This window comes from Gordonia sp. VNK21 (genome assembly GCF_046098115.1).
Lineage (GTDB): Bacteria > Actinomycetota > Actinomycetes > Mycobacteriales > Mycobacteriaceae > Gordonia.
Map to the genome: position 1 here is coordinate 32,366 of NZ_JBJURU010000018.1, position 20,535 is coordinate 52,900.

Consider the following 20,535-nt stretch of genomic DNA (forward strand, 5'->3'; position numbering starts at 1 on the left):
GCAGCCCCGATAGGCGGAGGCTTCGCCGTTGCCCGGTCCGTCCGGGCGCGCGGGTCTACCGTGAAGAGATGGCGACTCTCGACGACGTCCGCCGGCTGGCCCTGGCCCTGCCGGACACTTCGGAGAAGACCTCCTGGGGCAACCAGATGTTCCGGGTGCACGGCAAGGGTTTCGTGTGGGAGCGGCCGCTGCGCAAGACCGACCTGGCCGAATTCGCGGCCCGCGGCGAGGAGCCGCCGGCCGGGGAGATCATCGGACTGAGAGTGGCCGACGAGACCGCCAAGGCCGAGCTGATCGCCGCCGCCCCGGACATCTACTTCACCATCGCGCATTTCGACGGCTATCCGTCGGTCCTGGCCCGGCTCGACGCGATCGGCGACGACGAACTCGCCGAGATGATCACCGACGCCTGGCTCGACCGCGCGCCTAGCCGGCTGGCCCGCGAGTTCCTGGGCGCCCATCCCGAGATCGCCGGCGACTGACCCACCAGAGCACCCCGACGCCGGCGACGACGACCACCGCCAGCGATCCGAACGCCCAGCCCAGGGCCGTCGACGCGGAGCCGGCCGAGTCCTGGCCGTCCCCGGGGCCGGAGGACGCGCCCACCGGTTCGAGCGCCGGTCCCGCGACCCGGGCCACGATGTCCTCGGTCACCCCGAGCGAACTGCACGAGGTGCTCGACCAGCCGTCGGGTCCGTCGCGCAGCACCAGCAGCGCCGGCTCGCCCACCCGGACGCTCACGCCGCACGAGGCGCTCGACGATCCGGTGCTGACGGTGATCTCGCGGGGCAGTTCCCGGATGTAGCCGCGGTCGACCCGGAACGTGATCTCGCGCCCCTGGTCGACGTCGTCGACGGCGGTGGCGGTCCCGACGGCCACCGCGTCGGCCTGTTGCACCAGCGACTCGGGGGCGAGCATGACGCAGCTGCAGGCGCAGGCCGGTCCGGCGGTGAGCAGACCGGCCGACAGCACCGAGGCGCTCGCCGTCACCACCACCGCGGCGACGGCCACCAGCACTGTCCACGGCCGCACAGTGTTCCAGCGTAGGGCCCCGGACTGTCGCCGTGAAGCCCCGGCGCCGGGGCGCCCCGGTACCGTGAGGTCATGGACGCGACGATCTACCACAACCCCCGCTGCTCGACCTCGCGCAAGACGCTCGACAAACTCACCGAGGCCGGGATCGAGCCGACCGTCGTGAAATACCTGGACACCGGCTGGACCAAGGAGCAGCTCACCGAGCTGTTCGCCGCGGCCGGCCTCACCCCCGGCCAGGCGGCACGCAAACGCGAGGCGCTCTACAAGGAGCTGAATCTGGCGGAGGCCTCCGACGACGAGATCCTCGACGCGATGGTCGAGCATCCGGTGCTCGTCGAACGGCCCTTCGTGGTCACCGACAAGGGCACCCGGCTGGCCCGGCCGATCGAGAACGTCGACGAGATCCTCTGAGCCGCAACCCCGGCCCCGTCAGCTGAGCGACGGTTCGCGGCGGCTCAGCGGCTCGTCGAGCGGACGCTGCAGCGACGGGATCACCAGCGCCGCCAGTGCGCGCACGGCGGCCTTGGTGCAGTCGAACACGTCGAAGTAGTCGCGCCACACCGCGATCCGCCCCTCGATCACCTCGAACCGGCCGCACACCCAGAAGCGCAGCCGCAGCGGACCGAAGCGCAGTTCGTCGATCCGTTCGGTGAGCACCACCCCGGCCTCGTCGGCCGCGATCGCCAGCATCTGGGCGTCGAAGCCGATGAAGTCGCCGTTCAGTCCGCGCATCACCGAGGAGAACCGCCGCTTGCCGCGCACGGTGGGCAAACCGACGTTGGTGTAGACGATCTGCTCGTCGACCTCGGCCAGTGCGGCGTCGACCCGGCCCGAGGCGAGATCGCTGAGGAACTGTTCGACGAGGTCAGTGGGTTTTTGCGAGGTCATGGCGCCATGATAGGCTTCCGACCGTTGTCTCGGCGAGGGTGAGCGATCACCGTTATCGGCGCGACGAGGATTCATTCTTTCGTGTTCTCTCCGCTGCTCGCTGCGATGCGTCACCGCCGAGCCCGGATGCCTCCGGGTTCCCGACATCAGGAGAGAAAATGGCCGAGTCCCCCAAGCTCACCACCACCGTCCGTACCGAGAGCGGCAAGGGCGCCGCCCGTCGCGCCCGCCGCGAGGGCCAGGTGCCCGCCGTGCTGTACGGCCACGGCAACGACGCCCAGCACCTGCTGCTGCCGGCCCGCGAGCTGGCCGCCATCCTGCGCTACAACGGCCTCAACGCCGTCATCGACCTGGACATCGAGGGCAAGAGCCAGCTGGCGCTGACCCGCCAGGTGGACGTGCACCCGATCCGCGACTTCATCCAGCACGTCGACCTGCTGATCGTCAAGCGCGGCGAGAAGGTCACCGTCGAGGTCACCCTGTCGATCGAGGGCCTGCCCGGCCCCGGCGGCCTGGTGGTCCAGGAAGCCAGCACCGTGGAGATCGAGGCCGACGCCCTGAACATCCCGGAGCACATCGTCGTCTCGGTCGAGGACAAGCCGGTCGGCACCATCATCACCGCCGCCGACGTGGAGCTGCCGACCGGCGCCACCCTGGTGACCAGCCCGGACGCCGTCCTGGTGGCCGTCGACGAGGCCAAGGCCGCCGCCGAGCCCGAGGACGAGGAGGCTGCCGAGGACGAGGCCGCCGAGGAAGCTGCGGAGTAATTCCCACGCTGATCGTCGGACTGGGCAATCCCGGTCCCGCTTACGAGAAGACCAGGCACAACATCGGCGCGATGACCGCCGACGGCCTGGTCTTCTCGTACGGCGAGAAGTACACCGTGCACAAGCGCTCGGGCGCCGAGGTGGCGACCGTGCGGATCGGCGGCGAGCCGGTGCTGGTCGCCAAGGCACGGACCTACATGAACACCACCGGCCGCCAGATCGGCCCGCTGATCAAGTACTACGGCGTGACACCGGACGAGCTGATCGTGCTGCACGACGAGCTCGACATCGACTTCGGTCAGGTGCGCCTCAAACGCGGCGGCGGCGAGGGCGGCCACAACGGGCTGCGCTCGATCTCGTCGGCCATCGGCTCCCGCGACTATCTGCGGGTTCGGCTGGGTATCGGCCGTCCCCCCGGCCGCCAGGATCCGGCCGACTTCGTTCTCAAGCCCTTCCCGTCGGCCGACCGCGCCGAGGTGGAGCTGCTCATCTCGAACGGCGTCGACGCCACCGAGCTGCTGGTGAAGCAGGGCCTGGAGGCGGCGCAGAATGTCGTGCACGCCTGGTAGCGATTCGTAGCTCCAAGAGTGCCGTAGATCGTGACGCTATCCCCGTCACGATCTACGGCACTCTTGCATTCGGCACTGAGCAATCAGGAGATCGCCCGCCGACTCCATCTCTCGGTGCGCACGGTCGAAGGTCACCGCTACCGGGCCGCCCGGCTGCGGTAACGTTCGATCGCATGGAACGCACCGATCTGCCGATGCTGACCAGACCGATCCGCTGGTCCGCCGCCACCGCCGCCTTCCAGATCGAGGGAGCCCGGCACGCCGACGGGCGGGGCCGCTGCATCTGGGACGACTGGGTCGACACCGAGGGCAAGGTGATCGACGGATCGACCGCCGATCCCGGGCCGGACAGCTACCACCGGTGGGCCGAGGACGTGGCCCTGGCCGCCGGACTGGGACTGGACCGCTACCGCTTCTCCCTGTCGTGGGTGCGCGTGATGCCCGACGGCCGCACCGTCAATCCCGTTGGGCTGGACTACTATTCGCGGCTGGTGGACGCGCTGCTCGAGGCCGGGGTGACCCCGTTCCCCACCCTCTACCACTGGGATCTGCCGGTGGGCTTCGAGGCGGAGGGCGGCTGGCTGTCCCGGGACACGGCCTACCGCTTCGCCGAGTACGCGGGCGTCGTCGCCGAACACCTGGGTGATCGGGTGGCCCACTGGTACACCGTCAACGAGCCCGCGATGACCACCCTGCAGGGATACGGCATCGGCGATCTGGCGCCCGGACGGCTGATGCTCTTCGACGCCCTGCCCACCGTGCACCATCAGCTCCTCGGGCACGGCCTGGCCGCCCGGGCGCTGCGCGCCGCCGGCGCCGCCGAGGTGGGGCTGGCCAACAACCACACCCGAGTGCTCACCGCCCTGCAGACCGAGGCCGACCGGGCCGCCGCCGACGCCTACGACGTGCTGCACAACCGGCTCTTCGCCGACCCGGTCCTGCTCGGGACCTACCCCGACCTGAGTCCCTTCGGGGCACTCGAGATGCCGGTGCAGGGCGACGATCTGGAGATCATCTCCACCGCACCGGACTTTTACGCGATCAACTTCTACAACCCGACCACGGTCGGTGCGCCGCCGGCCGACAGCCCGATCCCCTTCGATCTGCTGCCCACCCCGGGGGCGCCGGTCACCGGCTTCGGTCCGGAGTGGCCGATCCTGCCGGACGCGCTGCGCGATCTGCTGCTCGACTTCACCGCCCGGTACCGGGATGTGCTGCCGCCGTTGATCATCAGCGAGAACGGCGCGTCCTTCCCCGAGCCCGACACGGCCGGGCCGGTGGACGACGCGGACCGCATCGGCTACCTGGACGGCCATCTGCGGGCCGTCGCCGAGGCGATCGACGGCGGCGCCGACGTGGCCGAGTACACGGTGTGGTCACTGCTCGACAACTTCGAGTGGGCCGACGGCTACCGTCAGCGTTTCGGGCTGGTGCACGTGGACTTCGCCGACGGCACCCGCACGCCGAAGGCCTCCTACGACTGGTACCGCCGGGTCATCGCGGCGCATCGCGGCGGGCAGGCCCGCTGATGCCCCGAGTGGGCCGTCGCTGGCTCACGCTCTTCACCCTGGCCTGGCTGGCCATCTGGATGGTCCAGCTCACCCCGCTGCAACTGCTGCTGCCGCTGCAACTGAATTCGGAGATCTCCGGCGACGGGGAACGATGGGTGCACGGGGTGGTGGTCTCCGGACTGATCCTGGGCGTCGGCGGACTGGTCGGCGTGCTCGCCGGACCGCTGGCCGGCACCCTCTCCGACCGCACGGACGGCACCGCAATGCCGCGCCGGCTGGGCGGCCGGCGCCGGGTGTGGGCGCTCGGCGGCGTCACCACCACCTCGATCACCCTGATCCTCACCGGTTTCGCGCACAGCCCGCTGCTGGTGGCCGCCGCCTGGATCGGGGTCTCGGTGGGCGTCGCGGTCACCTCCGCCGCATTCGCCGCGATGATCGCCGACCAGCTCCCGCCCGATCAGCGCGGGGCGGCCTCGGCCGCCGTCGGCTCCTCCCAGGCGCTCGGCGTGGTGGTGGGTGTCGGCGTGGTGGTCCTGCTGGGGCTGTCCACCCTGTCCGGCTACATCCTGCTGGCGGTGGCCATCGCGGTGATCGGCGGCGGGGCGGCGCTGGCGCTGCCGGATCCGCCGTCGCCGGCCATGGTGCGCGCGGCCGGAGCCGAGCACGACCCGTTCGCCGCCCTGCGCGACCGCGACTTCGCCTGGATGCTCACCGGCCGGCTCGTCACCAACATCGGCAACGCACTGGGCACCGCACTGCTGCTGTTCTTTCTGATGTACGGCCTGGATCAGGAGGAGTCCGCCGCCGAGGACAATCTGCTGCTGCTGGTGGTGGTGTACACGGTCTTCGTGGTGGGGTCGTCGATCGTCTCCGGACTGGTCGCCGACCGGCGCGGGCACCGGCGCGGTCTCACCGTGGCTGCGGCGGCAGTGCAGGCGGTCAGCGGCCTGATCATCCTGGCCGCACCGAACTTCACCGCGACGCTGGTCGCCGCCGCCGTGATGGGGGTGGGCTACGGCGCCTTCTCCACCGTCGGACTGGCCTTCGCCACCGATCTGCTGCCCGCGCAGGCCGATCACGGCCGGGATCTGGGCGTGGTGAACACGTCCGCCGCGCTCGGTCAGCTGATCGGCCCGGTTCTGGGCGGCGGCCTGGTGTACGCCGTCGGCGACTTCTGGCTGCTGTTCGCCGCCGCGTCGGCGCTGTCACTGGTCGGTGGGCTGGCGACCCGCATCGCCCGCGACACCGGAGTCCCCGCCCCGGCCCCCACCACGCCGAACGCGGCCTGAGCCCCTCCCGGGAAGCAGATCGGCGGCGACCCGGCCGCGCAGGCCGGACCGCCACCGATACGGACGGACGTGTCGTCGTTCAGTCCTGGAAGGCCGCCGCGATCAGTGCCGCGCTGTACTTGCGGCCGGCGATCGTCGGGTGCACCGGGGTCCCGTGGTCCTGCGGTCCCAGACCGGTCAGCGAGACATAGCGTCGCCCGTCCGGCGCGCACATGTCGCGGCCCGGCTTCTGGTTGCTGTTGACCACGGTGAAGCCGATCTTCTTGGCCGAGGCGGAGATCGTCGCGTTCAGCGAGTCCTGCACCCGGTTGGCGAACGCCGCCCCGGCCTTGCCCATGCTCACCCCGAGGAAGCAGCCGCTGGGATCGCGCGGGACGATCTGCAGGTAGCGCATCACCACCACCTCGGCGTTCGGCGCGGCAGCGCGGACCGCGGCATAGGTCGAGTCGAGCTTCGGTCCGAGCCGGTCGATCTTGGCCAGCGTCTGCCGGCGCATGGCGTCGGTGCAGCGCGCGTCGATGATGCACGCCGCCACATAGTCGCCGAAGATGCCCTCGTCGTTGCCGCCGATCGAGAGGGAGACGTACTTGGTCGCCGGGCCGAGGCCGTTGACCTGCGGGCCCATCTCGGTGTTCTTGGTGATGTCGTCGGTGTCGGCGCCGCTGCACGACCAGTCGGCGAAGCTCACCTTGAGCTGCGCCGCCACCAGATGGCCCACGTTGTCCGGGGCCTGCTGACAGCCCGGCGTCACATTCACGCCGTTGACGTTGTCGCCGGCAGCCACATAGGAGTCGCCGAGCGAGACATAGGCGGCGCCCCGCTTCCCCAGATCCGGCGCGGCCTGCGCCGAGGGCACCCCTGCGGCCCCGGCGACGAGCAGTGCCACCGAGGCGAGCACGCCGAATGCAGTCTTCTTCACAATCGACCTCGTTTCGTAAGTTACTTCACAGTAAATCGACTGTAACCCAAACGATCGACGGCTCCGGAGGCGGGGAATCGATCATCCGTGCCGGTTTCGACGGACTCGCCGCACCGGGCACAAAGTCCCTCCGCTTACAATCACCGAAAGAAGGCCGCATGCGTCGCGGCTCACAGTGCGGAGGAGTGGGAAACGTGGCCGAAATCGCTTCGGGCGGACAGAAGAACATCGCCATGCTGGGCGTCGGCGCATGCCGGCCGCAACGGCTGATCACCAACGATGAACTCTGTCAGACGCTCGACTCGACCGACGAGTGGATCGTCGAACGCTCCGGCATCCGCGCCCGTCGCTGGATCAGCGGCGACGAGAGCGCCCAGAGCCTGGCCGTCACGGCCGGGGAGCGCGCCATCGTCAACAGCGGAATCGACCGCAGCGAGATCGACACGGTCATCATGGCCACCAGCACCTGGCCGGTGTACGTGCCGCACGGCGCCCCGACCATCGCCTACGAGCTCGGCATCAACGGCGTGCCCGCCTTCGACCTGGTCGCCGGCTGCGGCGGCTTCGGCTACGGCGTGGGTGTGGCCTCGAGCCTGATCCGGTCCGGCGCGGCGACCAACGTGCTGCTGCTCGGCGTCGAGACCATGTCGCTGAGCCTGGACCCCACCGACCGCGGCACCGCCTTCCTCTTCGGCGACGGCGCCGGCGCCGTGGTGATCGGCCCCTCCGAGCAGAACGGCATCTCCCCGGTGGTGTGGGGCTCGGACGGTGAGCACGCCAACGCCATCGGCCAGAACATGGACGCCAAGGTCTACATGGACCGGGCCGAGGAGTACCAGCACAAGGATCCCGAGACCGAGCCGGTCGGCCGGCTGCTGCTGCGCATGGAGGGCCAGCAGGTGTTCCGCTGGGCGGCCATCACCCTGCCCAAGGCGCTCACCGGCGCCCTCGACGCGGCCGGCGTGCACGCCGACGACATCGAGGTCTTTGTTCCGCACCAGGCCAATGCGCGCATCAACGAGCTGATGAAGAAGAACCTCGGTTTCCGCGACGACCTGCCGATGGCCAACGACATCGAGTTCACCGGCAACACCTCGGCCGCGTCCATCCCGCTGGCGATCGAAGAGATGCTGGCCACCGGCAAGGCCAAGGGCGGCGAGCGTTCGCTGATCCTCGGCTTCGGCGCCGGCCTGAGCTACGCGGCGATGGTCGCCACCATGCCGCCGGCCCCCAAGGTCACCAGCTTCGAGGACCTCGAGAACTAGAGACTGATCCCCGGACCGACGGTGAGCGACGGTCCGGGGATCAGCGACGGTCAGCGGCGGTCGTACTGCACGCCCAGCGGATTGGGTGAGAGCAGGCCCACCACCAGCCAGGTGATGCTGCCGATGGTCGGCACCAGCAGGAACAGCAGCCAGAGTCCGGACTGGTTGGCATCGTGCAACCGGCGCACCCCCAGGGCGAGTTGCGGGAGGAGCACCGCCAGCCCGTAGAGGCCCACCAGAGCCAGCACCACGATGATCGCCGGCGGCACCTCGTCCGACGTCCCGGCGGCGACGGCGATGAGGCCGGCGAGCACGCCCATCACGATGTAGACGATGAGGTTGAACAGCGCCACCCACCAGTACTCCCGCTTGGACGCCCGGCCGGAGAAGTTGACGTAGTTGCGGAAGAACCGTTGCACCGCCTGCCCCATGGTGGCGTTGTAGAGCGGCAGGGTCAGATCGTCGGGATCGGTCGTGCCCTCCGGACGCCCGCCCGGCCAGCCGTATCCCGCCGGATATCCGGGCTGACCGTACGGCTGTCCCGCGTACGGCGGCTGTCCCCCGTAGGGCTGGCCACCATACGGCTGTCCCGGGTAGGGCTGTTGTCCGTACGGCTGCTCTCCGTAGGACGGCTGTTGCCCGTAGTACGGCTGCTGCGGATGGGGCTGCTGGAAGGCGCCCGGCTGATCCTGCCCCTGCGGGCTCTGCGGATCGTCCCGGCCGTCGGATTCCTGAGTCATAGCTGCTCACCTTAGCGAACCGGTGCCGGTGGTCGCCGGTCTCGGTCACCGGGATCGTAAGCGCGCGCCGCCGTCCGACGGCGACCCGGTACGGTGAGGCGACACCCGCCCCACCAGGAGGATCCCGTGCCCGCCCACTGCATCTTCTGCGGCATCGTCGACGGGACGGCGCCCTCGTACCCGGTCGCCGAGGACGCCGCCACGGTGGCGTTCCTCGACATCAACCCGGCCAATGCCGGGCACGTCCTGGTGATCCCGCGGGCGCACAGTCGCGACCTGCTGGAGATCCCGGCCGACGATCTGGCGGCCTGCTCGCTGATGGCGCAGCGCATCGCCCGGGTGCTCACCGCGCCGACCGCCGACGGCGGACTCGGCGCCGACGGGGTGAACCTGCTCAACTGCTGCGGCGCGCCGGCCTGGCAGACCGTCTTCCACTTCCATCTGCACGTGATTCCGCGCTACCGGGACACCGGCCGCGATCAGTTGCGGCTGCCGTGGCGGCCGGACGTCCCCGGCGATCCGGCGGAGCTGTCGGCGCTGGCCGCGCAGCTGTCGGCGGCGGCCGGCTGATCCGTCGTCGTGGTCCGGCGCTCCGGAAAAGCGGCCGCCGGCGGCACTGTGCTGTAACGCCGCGCCCGGCAATCACTACTTCCAGGTAACCGGCCTCGCATGAGAGCGTTGTCGGTGACTACTGACACACGCAAGGGAGTAGATCCATGGTCGCACTGGCGCAGGCCTCCGGCATCGACACGTTCGGCATCCTCAGTATCGGGGCGCACCGTCCCGAACGCGTGGTGACCAACGACGAGATCTGCGAGCAGATCGACTCCTCCGACGAGTGGATCTACACCCGCACCGGGATCAAGAGCCGACGGTTCGCCGCCCCGGAGGAGAACGTCGTCGAGATGGGTATCAGCGCCGGCCGCAAGGCCATCGCCAATGCGCTGCTCTCCGGCTCCGACATCGACGCGGTGATCCTGGCGACCAACACCCACCTGCTGCAGACCCCGGCCGGCGCCACCAAGATCGCCACCGAGCTCGGCGCCAACGGCGTCCCGTCGTTCGACGTGACCGTCGGCTGCGCCGGCTTCGGCTACGCGATGGCCCTGGCCAGCGACATGATCCGCGGCGGCAGCGCCAGCCACGTGCTGGTGATCGGCTCCGAGCAGCTGTCGGTGACCCTGGACATGACCGACCGCACCAACTGCTTCATCTTCGGCGACGGCGCCGCCGCCGTGGTGATGGGCCCCACCAAGGAACTGGAGATGGGCCCGGTGGTGTGGGGCAGCGACGGCACCCAGTTCGACGCCATCCGGCAGGACATCGACTGGCTGAGCTACCTCAACGGCGACGACCACAGCAACCGGCCGTACATCCGCCTCGAGGGCACCGCGGTCTTCCGCTGGGCGGCCTTCGAGATGGGCAAGGTGGCTCAGCGCACGCTGGAGGTGGCCAAGGTGGACGCCTCCGACATCGACGTCTTCGTCCCCCACCAGGCCAACACCCGGATCAACGATCTGCTCGCGCGCAGCCTGCACTTCCCGGAGACCACCCTGGTGGCCAACGACATCGAGACCACCGGCAACACCTCGGCCGCGTCCATTCCGCTGGCGATGGAGCAGATGCTCTCCACCGGTGCGGCCAAGCCCGGCGACACCGCCCTGCTGCTCGGCTACGGCGCAGGCCTGAGCTACGCCGCCCAGGTGGTCACCATGCCGCCCATCCCCTTCGAGTGAGGCGCCGCCCGGCCGGACGGCGGGCGATTAGCCCGGGATGAGCCCACCCGATACCGTGGACGGGTGAGTTCAGAGGCAATCGCGCGGGAGGTCAAGCGCCGTCGGACCTTCGCGATCATCTCCCACCCGGATGCGGGTAAGTCGACGATGACCGAAGCGCTGGCACTGCATGCGCGGATGATCAGCGAGGCCGGCGCCGTGCACGGCAAGGGCGGGCGCCGATCCACAGTCTCGGACTGGATGGAGATGGAGAAGGCGCGCGGCATCTCGGTCAGCTCCACCGCCCTGCAGTTCAGCTACGACGCGGTGCACAGCGGCGGCGAACCGAGTGTGATCAATCTGGTGGACACCCCCGGTCACGCCGACTTCTCGGAGGACACCTACCGGGTGCTCACCGCCGTCGACGCCGCGGTCATGCTGATCGACGCCGCCAAGGGTCTCGAACCGCAGACCCTCAAACTGTTCCAGGTGTGCCGGCATCGCGGGATCCCGGTGATCACGGTGGTCAACAAGTGGGACCGGCCCGGCCAGACCCCGCTGGAGCTGATCGACGAGATCACCGAGCGGATCGGGCTCATCCCCACCCCGCTGTACGTGCCGGTGGGCATCGCGGGCGACTTCCGCGGCCTGCTCGACCGGCGCACCGGCGAGTACATTCACTTCGAGCGGACCGCCGGCGGCGCCAAGATCGCCCCGGAGGAACTGGTCGACGCCGATGCCGCCGCCGACCGCGAGGGCGATGCCTGGACGGCGGCCACCGAGGAGAGCGAGCTGCTCTCCGAACTGGGCCAGGACCACGACCAGGAGATGTTCCTGGCCGGTCAGACCTCCCCGATGATCTTCACCTCGGCGATGCTCAACTTCGGTGTGCGCCAGCTCCTCGAGGCGCTCGTCGAGTTCGCACCGGCGCCGGCCGGCCGCACCGGGATCGACGGCACCGAACGCGCGGTGACCGATCCGTTCAGCGCGGTGGTCTTCAAGGTGCAGGCCGGCATGGACTCGAGCCACCGGGACCGGCTGGCGTACATGCGGATCGTCTCCGGCGAGTTCGAGCGCGGCATGGTGGTGACCCACGCGCAGACCGGCAAACCCTTCGCCACCAAGTACGCGCAGGCCGTCTTCGGGCGGGACCGGTCCACCGTCGACACCGCCTACCCGGGCGATGTGGTGGGTCTGGTCAATGCCATGGCGCTGGCACCCGGCGACACCCTCTACATCGAGCCGAAGGTGCAGTATCCGCCGATCCCGTCCTTTGCGCCGGAACACTTCTCGGCGCTGCGGGTGACCACCGCCGACAAGTACAAACAGTTCCGCAAGGCCATCGACCAGCTAGACGCCGAGGGCGTGGTGCAGGTGCTGCGCAACGATCTGCGCGGCGACGCCTCCCCGGTGCTGGCCGCCGTGGGGCCCATGCAGTTCGAGGTGGTCACCGCCCGCCTCAAGGCCGAGTTCAACGTCGACACGGTGATCGAGCCGCTCGGCTATTCGCTGGCCCGCCGGACCGACGAGGAGAGCGCACCCGAACTGTCCCGGCAGCGCGGCGTGGAGGTCTTCCACCGCAGCGACGGCGCGATCCTGGCGCTGTTCAGCGACAAGTGGCGGCTCCAGTTCATCGAGAAGGAGCACTCCGAGCTGACGCTGGAGCCGCTCGTGGCCGCCGCGGACTGATGATCGGCGCGCGATGGACCTCGGCTGCGGTCGCCGGTATCGCGGTCGCGGCGGGTCTGACCGCATGCTCCGATGACACTGCGCCGCAGCCGGATCCGGCGGACTCGGCCGGCTCGGCGACGGTTCAGACGCCGGCGTCGTCCGAGTGCGACCGCACCCCGGATCGGGGCACCATCGAGCGCACCGGCTACGGCCTGCGCTACACGACCGGTTCGCTGACCGTCTCGCTGCGGCCGGCGGACGGTGCGGCGAGCTGTCTGCGCTTCACCAAATCCGGTCCGGCCGACCCACAGGTGCCGCCGGACAGTCTGCTCTTCACCTTCTCCGGCGGCCCCGGACAGGGCGCCCAGCTCGAGTTCCTGGCCGTGGACCTGTCCCCCGCGATCCTGCCGCCGCTCGGCGACGGCCAGGTCCGGCGGTATCGGCAGGTGTCGGCACCGATCCCCGCGCAGGTGGGAGTCGCGGTGCACGGCAACTACTTCCACACCGATCACTGCACGCTCGCGCTCGCCGCGGTGAGCAAGGCACGGGCGGCGGGCCGCTTCGACTGTCCGCAGGCCTATGCCTCGCCGGCCAACCCGTTCGATCCGAGCGACGACGTCGACTACGAGGGGCAGGACACCCCGCACCCCGCCACCGCGGCACTGTCCGGCTGGTTCGAGATCCGTCCCTGACCGGGATCGGCTGTGACGCTCAGTCGCCGACGATGCGGCGCACCAGGGCGCCGTCGACGTCGTCGAGCCGGTCCGGCTCGAAGGCCGGGTTGCGATCCTTGTCCACCAGCACCGAGCGCACGCCTTCGGCGAAGTCGTGCCCGGCGGTGATCACCTCTGCGGCATGCAGTTCCCGTTCCAGGCACTGCGCCAGTGACGAGTGCGCACCGGCGGCGATCAGCTCACCGGTCACCGCCAGACTGGTCGGCGAGGCCGCCGAGAGCAGGTCGAGCATCTCCTGAGCCCACTCGTCCGCGCTGCCCGACAGGCCGCCGATGATGGTCGACGGCGCGCAGTCCAGTTCGAAGTAGCCGGCGATCTTGTCCAGCGGCAGCTCCGAACCGGGTGCCGGCGGCAGGTCGCCGAGGACCTCGATCAGCGGAGCACCGGAGCGGATGCGCTCGGCCACCGCCGGGAGCTGCTCGGAGGCCACATAGTGGGTGGCCAGGCCGACGGCCAGCGCGTCGGCGCCGCCGATCCGCGCGCCGGTCAGCCCCAGCCACAGCCCCACACCCTCGGGCAGGCGGGGCAGGAAGTAGGTGGCGCCCACATCCGGGAAGAAGCCGATCGCGGTCTCCGGCATGGCGATCAGCGCCTTGTCGGTGACCACCCGGATCTCGCCGTGCACGCTGATCCCCAGACCGCCGCCCATCGCCGCGCCGTCGATCAGCGCCACATAGGGTTTCGGATATTCGGCGATCAGCTGATTGAGCCGGTACTCGCCGGCGAAGTACCGGGTGATGGCCTCGGCGTCGCCGGCGAGCGCATGCTCGCGGATGGCCCGGATGTCGCCGCCGGCGCAGAAGGCCCGCGGGCTGCTGGAGGTGACCAGCACCAGCTCGACGGCGTCGTCGTCGCCCCATTCCTGCAGGACCTGGAACATGTCGTCGATCATCGACTGGTCGAGGGCGTTGAGGGCTGAGGGCCGGTCGAGGACGATCTCGCCGACCCCGTTGGCCACCGTGCTGCGGATGCTGGACATGGGGTCACGGTATCGCACCGTCGGCGCGGGCCGGCCGGGCCCGCCCGGTCACCGCCGGCGGCCGGGTGCGCGGCGCTCGGCCACGATGGCCACGGCCGCGTCACGGCCCGCGCGGTTGGCGCCGACGGTGGACTGCGACGGGCCGTAGCCGATCAGGAACAGGCGTGGTTCGTCGAGCGCCCGGCCGTCGCGCACCCGGATACCGCCCTGGCGGGTGCGCAGCCGCAGCGGTGCCAGATGGCTCACGGCGGGATGGAATCCGGTGGCCCACAGGATCACGTCGGCCGGTTCGAGCGAGCCGTCGGGCATCCGCACGCCGTCGCGCTCGACGCGGGTGAACATCGGGTGGCGCACCAGTGCGCCGCGGGCCTGCGCGCGCAGCACCCACGGCGACCGGAACATGCCGGTGGCCCGGGTGACGCTGGTGCCGGGCAGGCCCTGTTCGGTGCGTTCGGCCACCCCGGCCACCGCATCGGCCAGGTGCCGGGACGACGGCGCGTCCTCCCAGACCGGTTCGCGCCGGGTCACCCAGAAGGTGTCGGTGACCGCCGAGATCTCGTCGAGCAGTTGCAGCGCGGAGACTCCGGCGCCGACGATCACCACCCGCTGCCCGGCGAACTCGTCGGCGGAGACGTAGTCGTGCACGTGCAGCTGACGCCCGGCGAACTGGTCGCGGCCCGGATAGTAGGGCCAGTACGGGTGGGTCCAGGTGCCGGTGGCGTTGATGACGTACGACGCCGCCCAGATGCCGCCGGTGCTCTCGACGATCAGCGGCGAGTGCGGGTCGTCGTCGCCGCGGCGGACCGCCGAGACGGTGACCGGCCGGTGCACGTTCAGTCCGAAGCGCTGCTCGTAGCCGGCGAAGTACGCGGGCAGCACCTCCCGGCTGCTCGCCTCCGGATCGGCCGTCGGCACCGGCTCGCCGGGCAGCTCGTAGATGCCGTTGACGGTGCCCATCTGCAGGGTCGCCCAGCGGTGCTGCCAGGCGCCGCCGGGGGCCTGCTCGGCGTCGAGCACCACGAACTCCGGCGGCGCGTCCGGCGCGGAGCCTCCGGCTGGGCCGGCCGGGACGAAGCCGCGGCGGCGCAGGTGATAGGCCGCCGACAGTCCGGCCTGCCCGGCACCGATCACCAGCACGTCGACGCGCTTCGCGGCGCCGGCGCTCTCGGGTGCGGTCATCGCCACTCGCCTCTCGTTCGCCGTCCCACCGAGTGTGGCACGCTCGAAGGCATGACCGGTCCGTCGATCACCATCACCTACTGCACGCAATGCAACTGGCTGCTCCGCAGTTCCTGGCTCGCCGGCGAACTGCTCAGCACCTTCGGCAGCGATCTGGCCGCGGTCACGCTGGTGCCGGGCACCGGCGGCGTCTTCCGCATCGACGTGCTGACGGACGGCGCGAGCGAGCCGCTGCAGATCTGGGAACGCAAGCGCGACGGCGGTTTTCCCGATGCCGCTGAACTCAAACGACGGTTGCGCGATGCCGCCCTGCCCGACTGGCAGCTCGGCCACAGCGAGGCTCCGGCGGACAGCTGAGCGGGGCGTCGACCGACGGCCGCGCGGGCCGGGCCGCGAGGGCCGTGGGGCGCCGGGTGTCAGCGGAGGATGCCGGCCTCGCGGGCGGCGGCCACTGCCGCGGTGCGCGAGGAGACACCGAGTTTGGTGTAGATGTGCACCAGATGCGATTTCACGGTGGCGTCGGTGATGTGCAGCCGGCTCGCGATGTGGCTGTTGGAGGCGCCGCCGGCCACCAGACGCAGCACCTGAGTCTCGCGGGCGCTCAGGCTCGGATGCGGTGACCGCATCCGGGCCAGCAGTCGGCCGGCGATGGCCGGGGCGAGCGCCGTCTCACCGGCGGCGGCCGCGCGGATCGCGGCGATCAGTTCCTCGGGCGGAGCGTCTTTGAGGAGATAGCCGCTGGCTCCGGCTTCGACGGCGCCGAGGATGTCGCCGTCGGTGTCGTAGTTGGTGAGCACCAGCACCGCGGGCGGCGCATCGAGGGCGCGGATCCGGCGGGTCGCGTCGGCGCCGGTCTGCTCCACGCCGAACTGCAGATCCATCAGCACGACGTCCGGGGCCGCCGCGGTGGCGAGCGCGACGGCTTCGTCCGGGGTGGCCGCTTCGCCCACCACGGTCAGGTCGGGGTCGCCGGCCAGCATGGCCCGCAGTCCGGTGCGCACCACCGGATGGTCGTCGGCCAGCAGGATCGTGATCATGCGCGGCCGCCGCTCTCGGCGATCGGCAGCCGGGCGGTGACGGCGGTGCCACGCCCCGGCGCCGAGTCGATGGTGAGTGTGCCGTCGAGCTGTTCGACGCGTTCGCCGATGGCCTGCAGCCCGAAGGAGCCCGCCTCGTGCGGGTGCGCGGCGACGGCGGCCGCGTCGAAGCCGCACCCGTCGTCGCGCACGCTGAGCGTGGCCGCTGCACCCTCGCGTCCCAGTGCCACCGTGATCCGGGTGGCGTCCGCGTGACGGACGGCGTTCGAGAGGGCGCCCTGAGCGATGCGCAGCAGCGCCGTCTGGGTGCCCATGGGCAGGTCGAGGTCGTCGGCGGCCACCTCGACCGGAACTGCGGCGCGCTGAGACTGTTCGCAGCCCAGGCGGCGCAGGGCGGCGGCCAGGCCGTCGTCGAGGCGGGTCGGGGTGAGCTCGCCGATGATCTGCCGGGTGTCGGCGAGGCTTTCGGCCGCGGTCTCGCAGGCCAGTCGCAGGTAGCCCGCACCGGGTTCGGGGACGTCGCGTTCGGCGGCGCGCAGCAGCATCTGGATCGACGAGAGCCCCTGCGCCACAGTGTCGTGGATCTCCCGGGCCAGCCGGGCGCGCTCGGTCAGGGCGCCCTGTTCGCGTTCGGTGTCGGCGAGCTGGCGGCGGGTGCGGATCAGTTCGGCGAGCAACTGCTCACGCATGTCGGCCTCCCGGAGCAGGGCCCGGTAGGCCAGCCCGATAAGCAGGGCCACGCCGGCGCCGATGAGCGGCCCGACGACCCCGCCCACGCTGAAGCCGAGGTGCAGGCCCAGCGCGACGATCGCATAGACGGTGGTCACCACGATCGCCGCGTATCCGCCGGCGCCGGGCAGCACGTTGAGGTAGAGGAAGAACAGCGGGAAGACCAGGTAGGCGCCCTCGGGCCCGAGCCCGGTCAGCACGGCCCACAGCAGGGTCAGGACGATCACCCAGCCGACGACCACGCCGCGCCGGGCGAGCACCGCGCTGCGGACCCGGGCCGCCCAGGCACCGGCCAGATACACGGCGACGAAGGCGATTCCGACGATCAGCGTCCACACCGCGACCGATGAGGAGACGAGAAAGGCGCGCACGACGGCGAAACCGGCAAGCCCGAGGATCAGGGCGTGCAGGCCGTAGCGGAGGCCGGTGAACACCGGGGCCAGGGTCGTGGGCGGCATGACTCCCCGAGCCTATGCGAGCGGCCGGGCCGCGGTCATCAACCGAAAGTTCGACTCACGATCCGACGGTTCTGGCGATGTGCGACGGTGCCCGCCGGCGCGATAGTCGAAGGAGTCCGGGCAGCGTGCACGGACGGAAAGGCACCATCGTGTTCGTCGCATGGAGAGAGCTGCGGTTCGCCCGCGGCCGGTTCCTGCTCATCGCGGCCGTCGTCGCATTGATCACCCTGCTCGTGGGCTTCCTGTCCGGTCTGGCCGGTGGCCTGGCCAACCAGAACGTCTCCGGCGTGCTGGCGCTGCCCGGCGACCGGCTGGTCCTGCAGCAGCCCGAGGGCGGCGACCCGAGCTATGCGACCTCGGAGCTGAACGAGGACACGGTTCGGGCATGGCGGCACGCCGAGGGCGTCGATGCGGTGACCCCCATCGGGATCGTCCAGTCACGCGCCGCCGCCGGCGGGACCGGCGATCCGGTCGGGGTGGCCCTGTTCGGAATGCCCGCGCAGCCGCCGCGGGACGGCGCTTCCGGGCCGCTGCCCGCGCTCACCCCGCACACCGCGACGCAGGTCGGTCTGTCGTCGGGTGCCGCCGAGACCCTCGGCGTCGGCGTCGGCGACCAGATCTCGATCACCGGCCAGACCTACACGGTGGCCACGATCGGCGACGACCTCTGGTACAGCCACACCCCGGTCGTGGCCATGACCCTCGACGCGTGGAGTGCGGCCAGCACACGCGTCGGCGGCACCGGCGAGGCCACTGTGCTGGCGGTCTCCGGGGACGCCGACTGGTCGGCGGTGGGCCACCGGACCGGCACCGTGGCGCAGACCAAGCTGTGGAGCCTGACCGCGCTGGAAGCGTTCACATCCGAGATCGGTTCGCTGGGTTTGATGATCGTGCTGCTGTTCGGCATCTCCGCGCTGGTCGTGGGCGCCTTCTTCACCGTGTGGACCATGCAGCGCGCCGGCGACATCGCCACCCTCAAGGCGCTCGGCGCCGGCACCGCCTCGCTGGTGCGGGACTCGCTCGGGCAGGCGCTGGTGGTCCTGGTGGCGGGGATCGGTGTGGGTCTGGTCGCCGTCGTCGGCTTCGGCACGCTCGCCGGCCGGGCGCTGCCCTTCCTGGTCAGTCCGCTCACCACCCTCGCCCCGGCCGCCGCCCTGGCGGTGCTGGGCCTGGCGGGGGCCGCGTTCGCGCTGCGCTCCGTCACCAAAGCCGATCCGCTGACCGCACTGGGGAGCAACCGATGATCCACCTGCAGAACGTCACCCTCACCTTCCCCGACGGGGACAACCGCATCACCGCCGTCGACGACGTCTCGCTGCGCGGCGACAACGGCACCGTCACCGGCATCACCGGGCCGTCCGGCTCGGGCAAATCGAGTCTGCTCGCCGTGGCCGCGACCCTGATCCGCCCGGACTCCGGCGGGGTCCTGATCGGCGACGGCGGCGCCGCGATCGACGCCGCGCAGCTCACCAAGCGCGAGGCCGCCGCGCTGCGCCGCGAGCAGATCGGCATCGTCTTCCAACAGTCCAATCTGCTGCCGGCGCTCACCGCGCGTGAGCAGGTGCAGGTGATGGGCCGGCTCGGCGGCACCGGCCGGGCCCGGCGTGCGCGCATCGACGCCCGGGCCGACGAGCTGCTCGACGCCGTGGGTCTGAGCGAACACGCCGGCAAACGCCCGCACCAGCTCTCCGGCGGGCAGCGCCAGCGGGTCGCGATCGCCCGCGGACTGGTCCACGAGCCGCAGGTGCTGTTGATCGACGAGCCGACCAGCGCGCTCGATCAGGAACGCGGGGCCGAGATCATGCAGCTCATCGCCCGTCTCACACGCGAACGGGACACCGCCACCCTGCTGGTGACCCACGACCTGATCCACCGCGACCTCTTCGACGATCTGGTCACCATCGTCGACGGGCGGATCGTCCAGCCGGACACCGCATCTCCGGGCGCATCGCCGGCCGTCGGCGGACGGGGCGAGGCCGCGATCGCATAGGTCCCGGGGACTCGCGGCGGCGTCAGCCGAGCTGCTCGGACAGCTCCAGCCACCGTTCTTCGAGTTCGGCTGTCTCCCCCTCGGCGGCCCGGAGCCGGGCCGCGAGCTTCTCGAGCCCCGCGTAGTCGTCCTGCTCGTGCTCGGCCATCTGCGTGTGCAGCGACGACACCTCGGTGCCGAGCCGTTCGATCCGGCGCTCGATCGACGCCACTTCCTTCTGTACGGCACGACGCTGCGCACCCGACATCCCGGTGGCCTCGTCGCTCGCGGCCGCCGGCGCGGACCGGCGGCTCTCGCGCGCCGGCTCCTGCTCGCTGCGCAGCCGCAGGTACTCGTCCACTCCCCCGGGCAGATGCCGCAGCCGCCCGTCGACGATCGCGTACTGCTGGTCGGTGATCCGCTCGAGCAGGTAGCGGTCGTGCGAGACGACGATGAGGGTACCGGGCCAGGAGTCGAGCAGATCCTCCATGGCGGCGAGCATGTCGGTGTCGACGTCGTTGCTCGGCTCGTCGAGGATCAGCACGTTCGGTTCGGAGAGCAGCACCAGCAGCAGCTGCAGGCGCCGCTTCTGGCCGCCGGAGAGTTCGCCGACCCGGGCCGACAGATGCTCCCGGGCAAAACCGAGCCGCTCGAGCAGCTGGGCCGGGGTGAACTCCTTGCCGTCGATCTCGTAGCCGGTCCGGTAGTTCGCGAGCACATCACGCACCCGGTCGCCGACGATCTCGTCGAGCTGGCTGAACTGCTGATCGAGCACCCCGAGCTGCACGGTCTTGCCGCGTTTGACCCGGCCGGCGGTCGGCTCCAGGGTGCCCGCGATCAGGGCCAGCAGCGTGGACTTGCCGGCACCGTTGGCGCCGAGGACGGCGGTGCGCTCGCCGGGCGCGATCCGCCACTGCACATCGCGGAGCACCTCGCGCCCGTCGAAGCTCACCCCGGCGTCCTCGAGGTCGACGACCTGCTGGCCGAGCCGGGCCACCGCGAGCCGGTTCAGGGCCAGGGTGTCGCGCGGCGGCGGCACGTTCTCGATGAGCTGGTTGGCCGCGTCGATCCGGAACTTGGG

Annotated in this window: 24 protein-coding genes; 15 read left to right on the forward strand and 9 right to left on the reverse strand. The window is 70.8% G+C overall.

Features of this window, described 5'->3' with window-relative positions; translation table 11 throughout:
• Window positions 1-68: 68 nt before the first annotated feature.
• Window positions 69-482, forward strand: a complete 414-nt coding sequence (locus tag ACJMNC_RS16495) for an MmcQ/YjbR family DNA-binding protein (protein WP_408949047.1) — start codon at window positions 69-71, stop codon at window positions 480-482.
• On the opposite strand, the gene ACJMNC_RS16500 is transcribed toward ACJMNC_RS16495, so the two are convergent.
• On the reverse strand, window positions 427-1,032 hold the full coding sequence (locus ACJMNC_RS16500) for a hypothetical protein (protein WP_408949048.1): 606 nt from the start codon (window positions 1,030-1,032) through the stop codon (window positions 427-429). The genes ACJMNC_RS16495 and ACJMNC_RS16500 overlap by 56 nt on opposite strands.
• Before the next feature lie 72 nt (window positions 1,033-1,104).
• On the opposite strand from ACJMNC_RS16500, the gene arsC reads away from it, so the two are divergent.
• A complete protein-coding gene (gene arsC, locus ACJMNC_RS16505) occupies window positions 1,105-1,446 on the forward strand; it encodes an arsenate reductase (glutaredoxin) (RefSeq protein ID WP_408949049.1) in 342 nt (113 codons plus the stop codon).
• An 18-nt stretch (window positions 1,447-1,464) separates the two neighbouring features.
• On the opposite strand, the gene ACJMNC_RS16510 is transcribed toward arsC, so the two are convergent.
• Window positions 1,465-1,923, reverse strand: coding sequence for a limonene-1,2-epoxide hydrolase family protein (locus ACJMNC_RS16510; RefSeq protein ID WP_408949050.1), 459 nt, complete (start codon window positions 1,921-1,923; stop codon window positions 1,465-1,467).
• A 158-nt stretch (window positions 1,924-2,081) separates the two neighbouring features.
• On the opposite strand from ACJMNC_RS16510, the gene ACJMNC_RS16515 reads away from it, so the two are divergent.
• From ACJMNC_RS16515 to ACJMNC_RS16535, 5 genes are read left to right on the forward strand one after another with little or no spacing between them, the layout of a single operon-like run.
• Window positions 2,082-2,690 carry a 50S ribosomal protein L25/general stress protein Ctc gene (locus tag ACJMNC_RS16515; protein WP_408949051.1) on the forward strand — a complete coding sequence of 203 codons (609 nt, stop codon included), beginning with the start codon at window positions 2,082-2,084 and terminating at the stop codon, window positions 2,688-2,690.
• A gap of 8 nt (window positions 2,691-2,698) precedes the next feature.
• Complete coding sequence (pth, locus tag ACJMNC_RS16520) at window positions 2,699-3,259, forward strand: aminoacyl-tRNA hydrolase (RefSeq protein WP_408949070.1); 561 nt, start codon at window positions 2,699-2,701, stop codon at window positions 3,257-3,259.
• A 30-nt stretch (window positions 3,260-3,289) separates the two neighbouring features.
• Complete coding sequence (locus ACJMNC_RS16525) at window positions 3,290-3,421, forward strand: sigma factor-like helix-turn-helix DNA-binding protein (protein ID WP_408949052.1); 132 nt, start codon at window positions 3,290-3,292, stop codon at window positions 3,419-3,421.
• Window positions 3,422-3,432: 11 nt separating this feature from the next.
• A complete protein-coding gene (locus ACJMNC_RS16530; protein ID WP_408949053.1) occupies window positions 3,433-4,788 on the forward strand; it encodes a GH1 family beta-glucosidase in 1,356 nt (451 codons plus the stop codon).
• The gene (locus tag ACJMNC_RS16535; protein ID WP_408949054.1) at window positions 4,788-6,059 is read left to right on the forward strand and encodes an MFS transporter; all 1,272 of its coding nucleotides are present in this window, start codon (window positions 4,788-4,790) and stop codon (window positions 6,057-6,059) included. Before ACJMNC_RS16530 ends, ACJMNC_RS16535 begins: the two co-directional genes overlap by 1 nt.
• Before the next feature lie 79 nt (window positions 6,060-6,138).
• On the opposite strand, the gene ACJMNC_RS16540 is transcribed toward ACJMNC_RS16535, so the two are convergent.
• Window positions 6,139-6,978, reverse strand: a complete 840-nt coding sequence (locus tag ACJMNC_RS16540; RefSeq protein WP_408949055.1) for an SGNH/GDSL hydrolase family protein — start codon at window positions 6,976-6,978, stop codon at window positions 6,139-6,141.
• A 158-nt stretch (window positions 6,979-7,136) separates the two neighbouring features.
• Between ACJMNC_RS16540 and ACJMNC_RS16545 the strand changes: the two genes are divergently transcribed.
• Complete coding sequence (locus tag ACJMNC_RS16545; protein WP_408949056.1) at window positions 7,137-8,243, forward strand: beta-ketoacyl-ACP synthase 3; 1,107 nt, start codon at window positions 7,137-7,139, stop codon at window positions 8,241-8,243.
• A 50-nt stretch (window positions 8,244-8,293) separates the two neighbouring features.
• On the opposite strand, the gene ACJMNC_RS16550 is transcribed toward ACJMNC_RS16545, so the two are convergent.
• Complete coding sequence (locus ACJMNC_RS16550; protein ID WP_408949057.1) at window positions 8,294-8,983, reverse strand: DUF805 domain-containing protein; 690 nt, start codon at window positions 8,981-8,983, stop codon at window positions 8,294-8,296.
• 126 nt (window positions 8,984-9,109) lie between these two features.
• Between ACJMNC_RS16550 and ACJMNC_RS16555 the strand changes: the two genes are divergently transcribed.
• The 4 genes from ACJMNC_RS16555 (at window position 9,110) to ACJMNC_RS16570 (ending at window position 13,061) form a co-directional block, all read left to right on the forward strand.
• Window positions 9,110-9,553, forward strand: coding sequence for an HIT family protein (locus ACJMNC_RS16555; protein WP_408949058.1), 444 nt, complete (start codon window positions 9,110-9,112; stop codon window positions 9,551-9,553).
• A 146-nt stretch (window positions 9,554-9,699) separates the two neighbouring features.
• Window positions 9,700-10,719, forward strand: a complete 1,020-nt coding sequence (locus ACJMNC_RS16560; RefSeq protein WP_408949059.1) for a beta-ketoacyl-ACP synthase III — start codon at window positions 9,700-9,702, stop codon at window positions 10,717-10,719.
• A gap of 63 nt (window positions 10,720-10,782) precedes the next feature.
• On the forward strand, window positions 10,783-12,387 hold the full coding sequence (locus ACJMNC_RS16565) for a peptide chain release factor 3 (protein WP_408949060.1): 1,605 nt from the start codon (window positions 10,783-10,785) through the stop codon (window positions 12,385-12,387).
• Entirely contained in the window at window positions 12,387-13,061 is a 675-nt protein-coding gene (locus ACJMNC_RS16570) for a hypothetical protein (RefSeq protein WP_408949061.1), read from the forward strand. Before ACJMNC_RS16565 ends, ACJMNC_RS16570 begins: the two co-directional genes overlap by 1 nt.
• A 19-nt stretch (window positions 13,062-13,080) precedes the next feature.
• Here ACJMNC_RS16570 and ACJMNC_RS16575 read toward each other — a convergent pair whose 3' ends face one another.
• The gene (locus ACJMNC_RS16575) at window positions 13,081-14,082 is read right to left on the reverse strand and encodes an enoyl-CoA hydratase/isomerase family protein (RefSeq protein WP_408949062.1); all 1,002 of its coding nucleotides are present in this window, start codon (window positions 14,080-14,082) and stop codon (window positions 13,081-13,083) included.
• A 48-nt stretch (window positions 14,083-14,130) separates the two neighbouring features.
• Window positions 14,131-15,261: an NAD(P)-binding domain-containing protein gene (locus ACJMNC_RS16580; protein WP_408949063.1), complete on the reverse strand. Its 1,131-nt coding sequence runs from the start codon at window positions 15,259-15,261 to the stop codon at window positions 14,131-14,133.
• A 51-nt stretch (window positions 15,262-15,312) separates the two neighbouring features.
• Here ACJMNC_RS16580 and ACJMNC_RS16585 point away from each other — a divergent pair, with 51 nt between their 5' ends.
• Complete coding sequence (locus ACJMNC_RS16585; protein WP_408949064.1) at window positions 15,313-15,618, forward strand: SelT/SelW/SelH family protein; 306 nt, start codon at window positions 15,313-15,315, stop codon at window positions 15,616-15,618.
• 59 nt (window positions 15,619-15,677) lie between these two features.
• On the opposite strand, the gene ACJMNC_RS16590 is transcribed toward ACJMNC_RS16585, so the two are convergent.
• Window positions 15,678-16,298, reverse strand: coding sequence for a response regulator (locus ACJMNC_RS16590; RefSeq protein WP_408949065.1), 621 nt, complete (start codon window positions 16,296-16,298; stop codon window positions 15,678-15,680).
• Window positions 16,295-17,485, reverse strand: a complete 1,191-nt coding sequence (locus tag ACJMNC_RS16595; protein WP_408949066.1) for a sensor histidine kinase — start codon at window positions 17,483-17,485, stop codon at window positions 16,295-16,297. Before ACJMNC_RS16595 ends, ACJMNC_RS16590 begins: the two co-directional genes overlap by 4 nt.
• Window positions 17,486-17,634: 149 nt before the next feature.
• Between ACJMNC_RS16595 and ACJMNC_RS16600 the strand changes: the two genes are divergently transcribed.
• Window positions 17,635-18,729 (forward strand): ABC transporter permease, encoded by a 1,095-nt coding sequence (locus ACJMNC_RS16600; RefSeq protein ID WP_408949071.1) that lies wholly within the window; start codon window positions 17,635-17,637, stop codon window positions 18,727-18,729.
• The gene (locus ACJMNC_RS16605) at window positions 18,726-19,475 is read left to right on the forward strand and encodes an ABC transporter ATP-binding protein (RefSeq protein WP_408949067.1); all 750 of its coding nucleotides are present in this window, start codon (window positions 18,726-18,728) and stop codon (window positions 19,473-19,475) included. The genes ACJMNC_RS16600 and ACJMNC_RS16605 overlap by 4 nt, the downstream gene beginning before the upstream one ends.
• A gap of 22 nt (window positions 19,476-19,497) precedes the next feature.
• Here ACJMNC_RS16605 and ACJMNC_RS16610 read toward each other — a convergent pair.
• Window positions 19,498-20,535: ATP-binding cassette domain-containing protein (locus tag ACJMNC_RS16610; protein ID WP_408949068.1), on the reverse strand; the 1,038-nt coding region annotated here is incomplete at its 5' end.

Bases quoted from the DNA above. Each gene is read 5' to 3' on its own strand.
- ACJMNC_RS16590 (WP_408949065.1), bottom strand. From the start codon at position 16,298: ATGATCACGATCCTGCTGGCCGACGACCATCCGGTGGTGCGCACCGGA.
- ACJMNC_RS16580 (WP_408949063.1), bottom strand. From the start codon at position 15,261: ATGACCGCACCCGAGAGCGCCGGCGCCGCGAAGCGCGTCGACGTGCTG.
- ACJMNC_RS16535 (WP_408949054.1), top strand. From the start codon at position 4,788: ATGCCCCGAGTGGGCCGTCGCTGGCTCACGCTCTTCACCCTGGCCTGG.
- ACJMNC_RS16510 (WP_408949050.1), bottom strand. From the start codon at position 1,923: ATGACCTCGCAAAAACCCACTGACCTCGTCGAACAGTTCCTCAGCGAT.
- ACJMNC_RS16515 (WP_408949051.1), top strand. From the start codon at position 2,082: ATGGCCGAGTCCCCCAAGCTCACCACCACCGTCCGTACCGAGAGCGGC.
- ACJMNC_RS16585 (WP_408949064.1), top strand. From the start codon at position 15,313: ATGACCGGTCCGTCGATCACCATCACCTACTGCACGCAATGCAACTGG.
- ACJMNC_RS16560 (WP_408949059.1), top strand. From the start codon at position 9,700: ATGGTCGCACTGGCGCAGGCCTCCGGCATCGACACGTTCGGCATCCTC.
- ACJMNC_RS16550 (WP_408949057.1), bottom strand. From the start codon at position 8,983: ATGACTCAGGAATCCGACGGCCGGGACGATCCGCAGAGCCCGCAGGGG.
- ACJMNC_RS16595 (WP_408949066.1), bottom strand. From the start codon at position 17,485: ATGCCGCCCACGACCCTGGCCCCGGTGTTCACCGGCCTCCGCTACGGC.
- ACJMNC_RS16570 (WP_408949061.1), top strand. From the start codon at position 12,387: ATGATCGGCGCGCGATGGACCTCGGCTGCGGTCGCCGGTATCGCGGTC.
- ACJMNC_RS16530 (WP_408949053.1), top strand. From the start codon at position 3,433: ATGGAACGCACCGATCTGCCGATGCTGACCAGACCGATCCGCTGGTCC.
- ACJMNC_RS16545 (WP_408949056.1), top strand. From the start codon at position 7,137: ATGCGTCGCGGCTCACAGTGCGGAGGAGTGGGAAACGTGGCCGAAATC.
- ACJMNC_RS16575 (WP_408949062.1), bottom strand. From the start codon at position 14,082: ATGTCCAGCATCCGCAGCACGGTGGCCAACGGGGTCGGCGAGATCGTC.
- ACJMNC_RS16495 (WP_408949047.1), top strand. From the start codon at position 69: ATGGCGACTCTCGACGACGTCCGCCGGCTGGCCCTGGCCCTGCCGGAC.
- arsC (WP_408949049.1), top strand. From the start codon at position 1,105: ATGGACGCGACGATCTACCACAACCCCCGCTGCTCGACCTCGCGCAAG.
- ACJMNC_RS16605 (WP_408949067.1), top strand. From the start codon at position 18,726: ATGATCCACCTGCAGAACGTCACCCTCACCTTCCCCGACGGGGACAAC.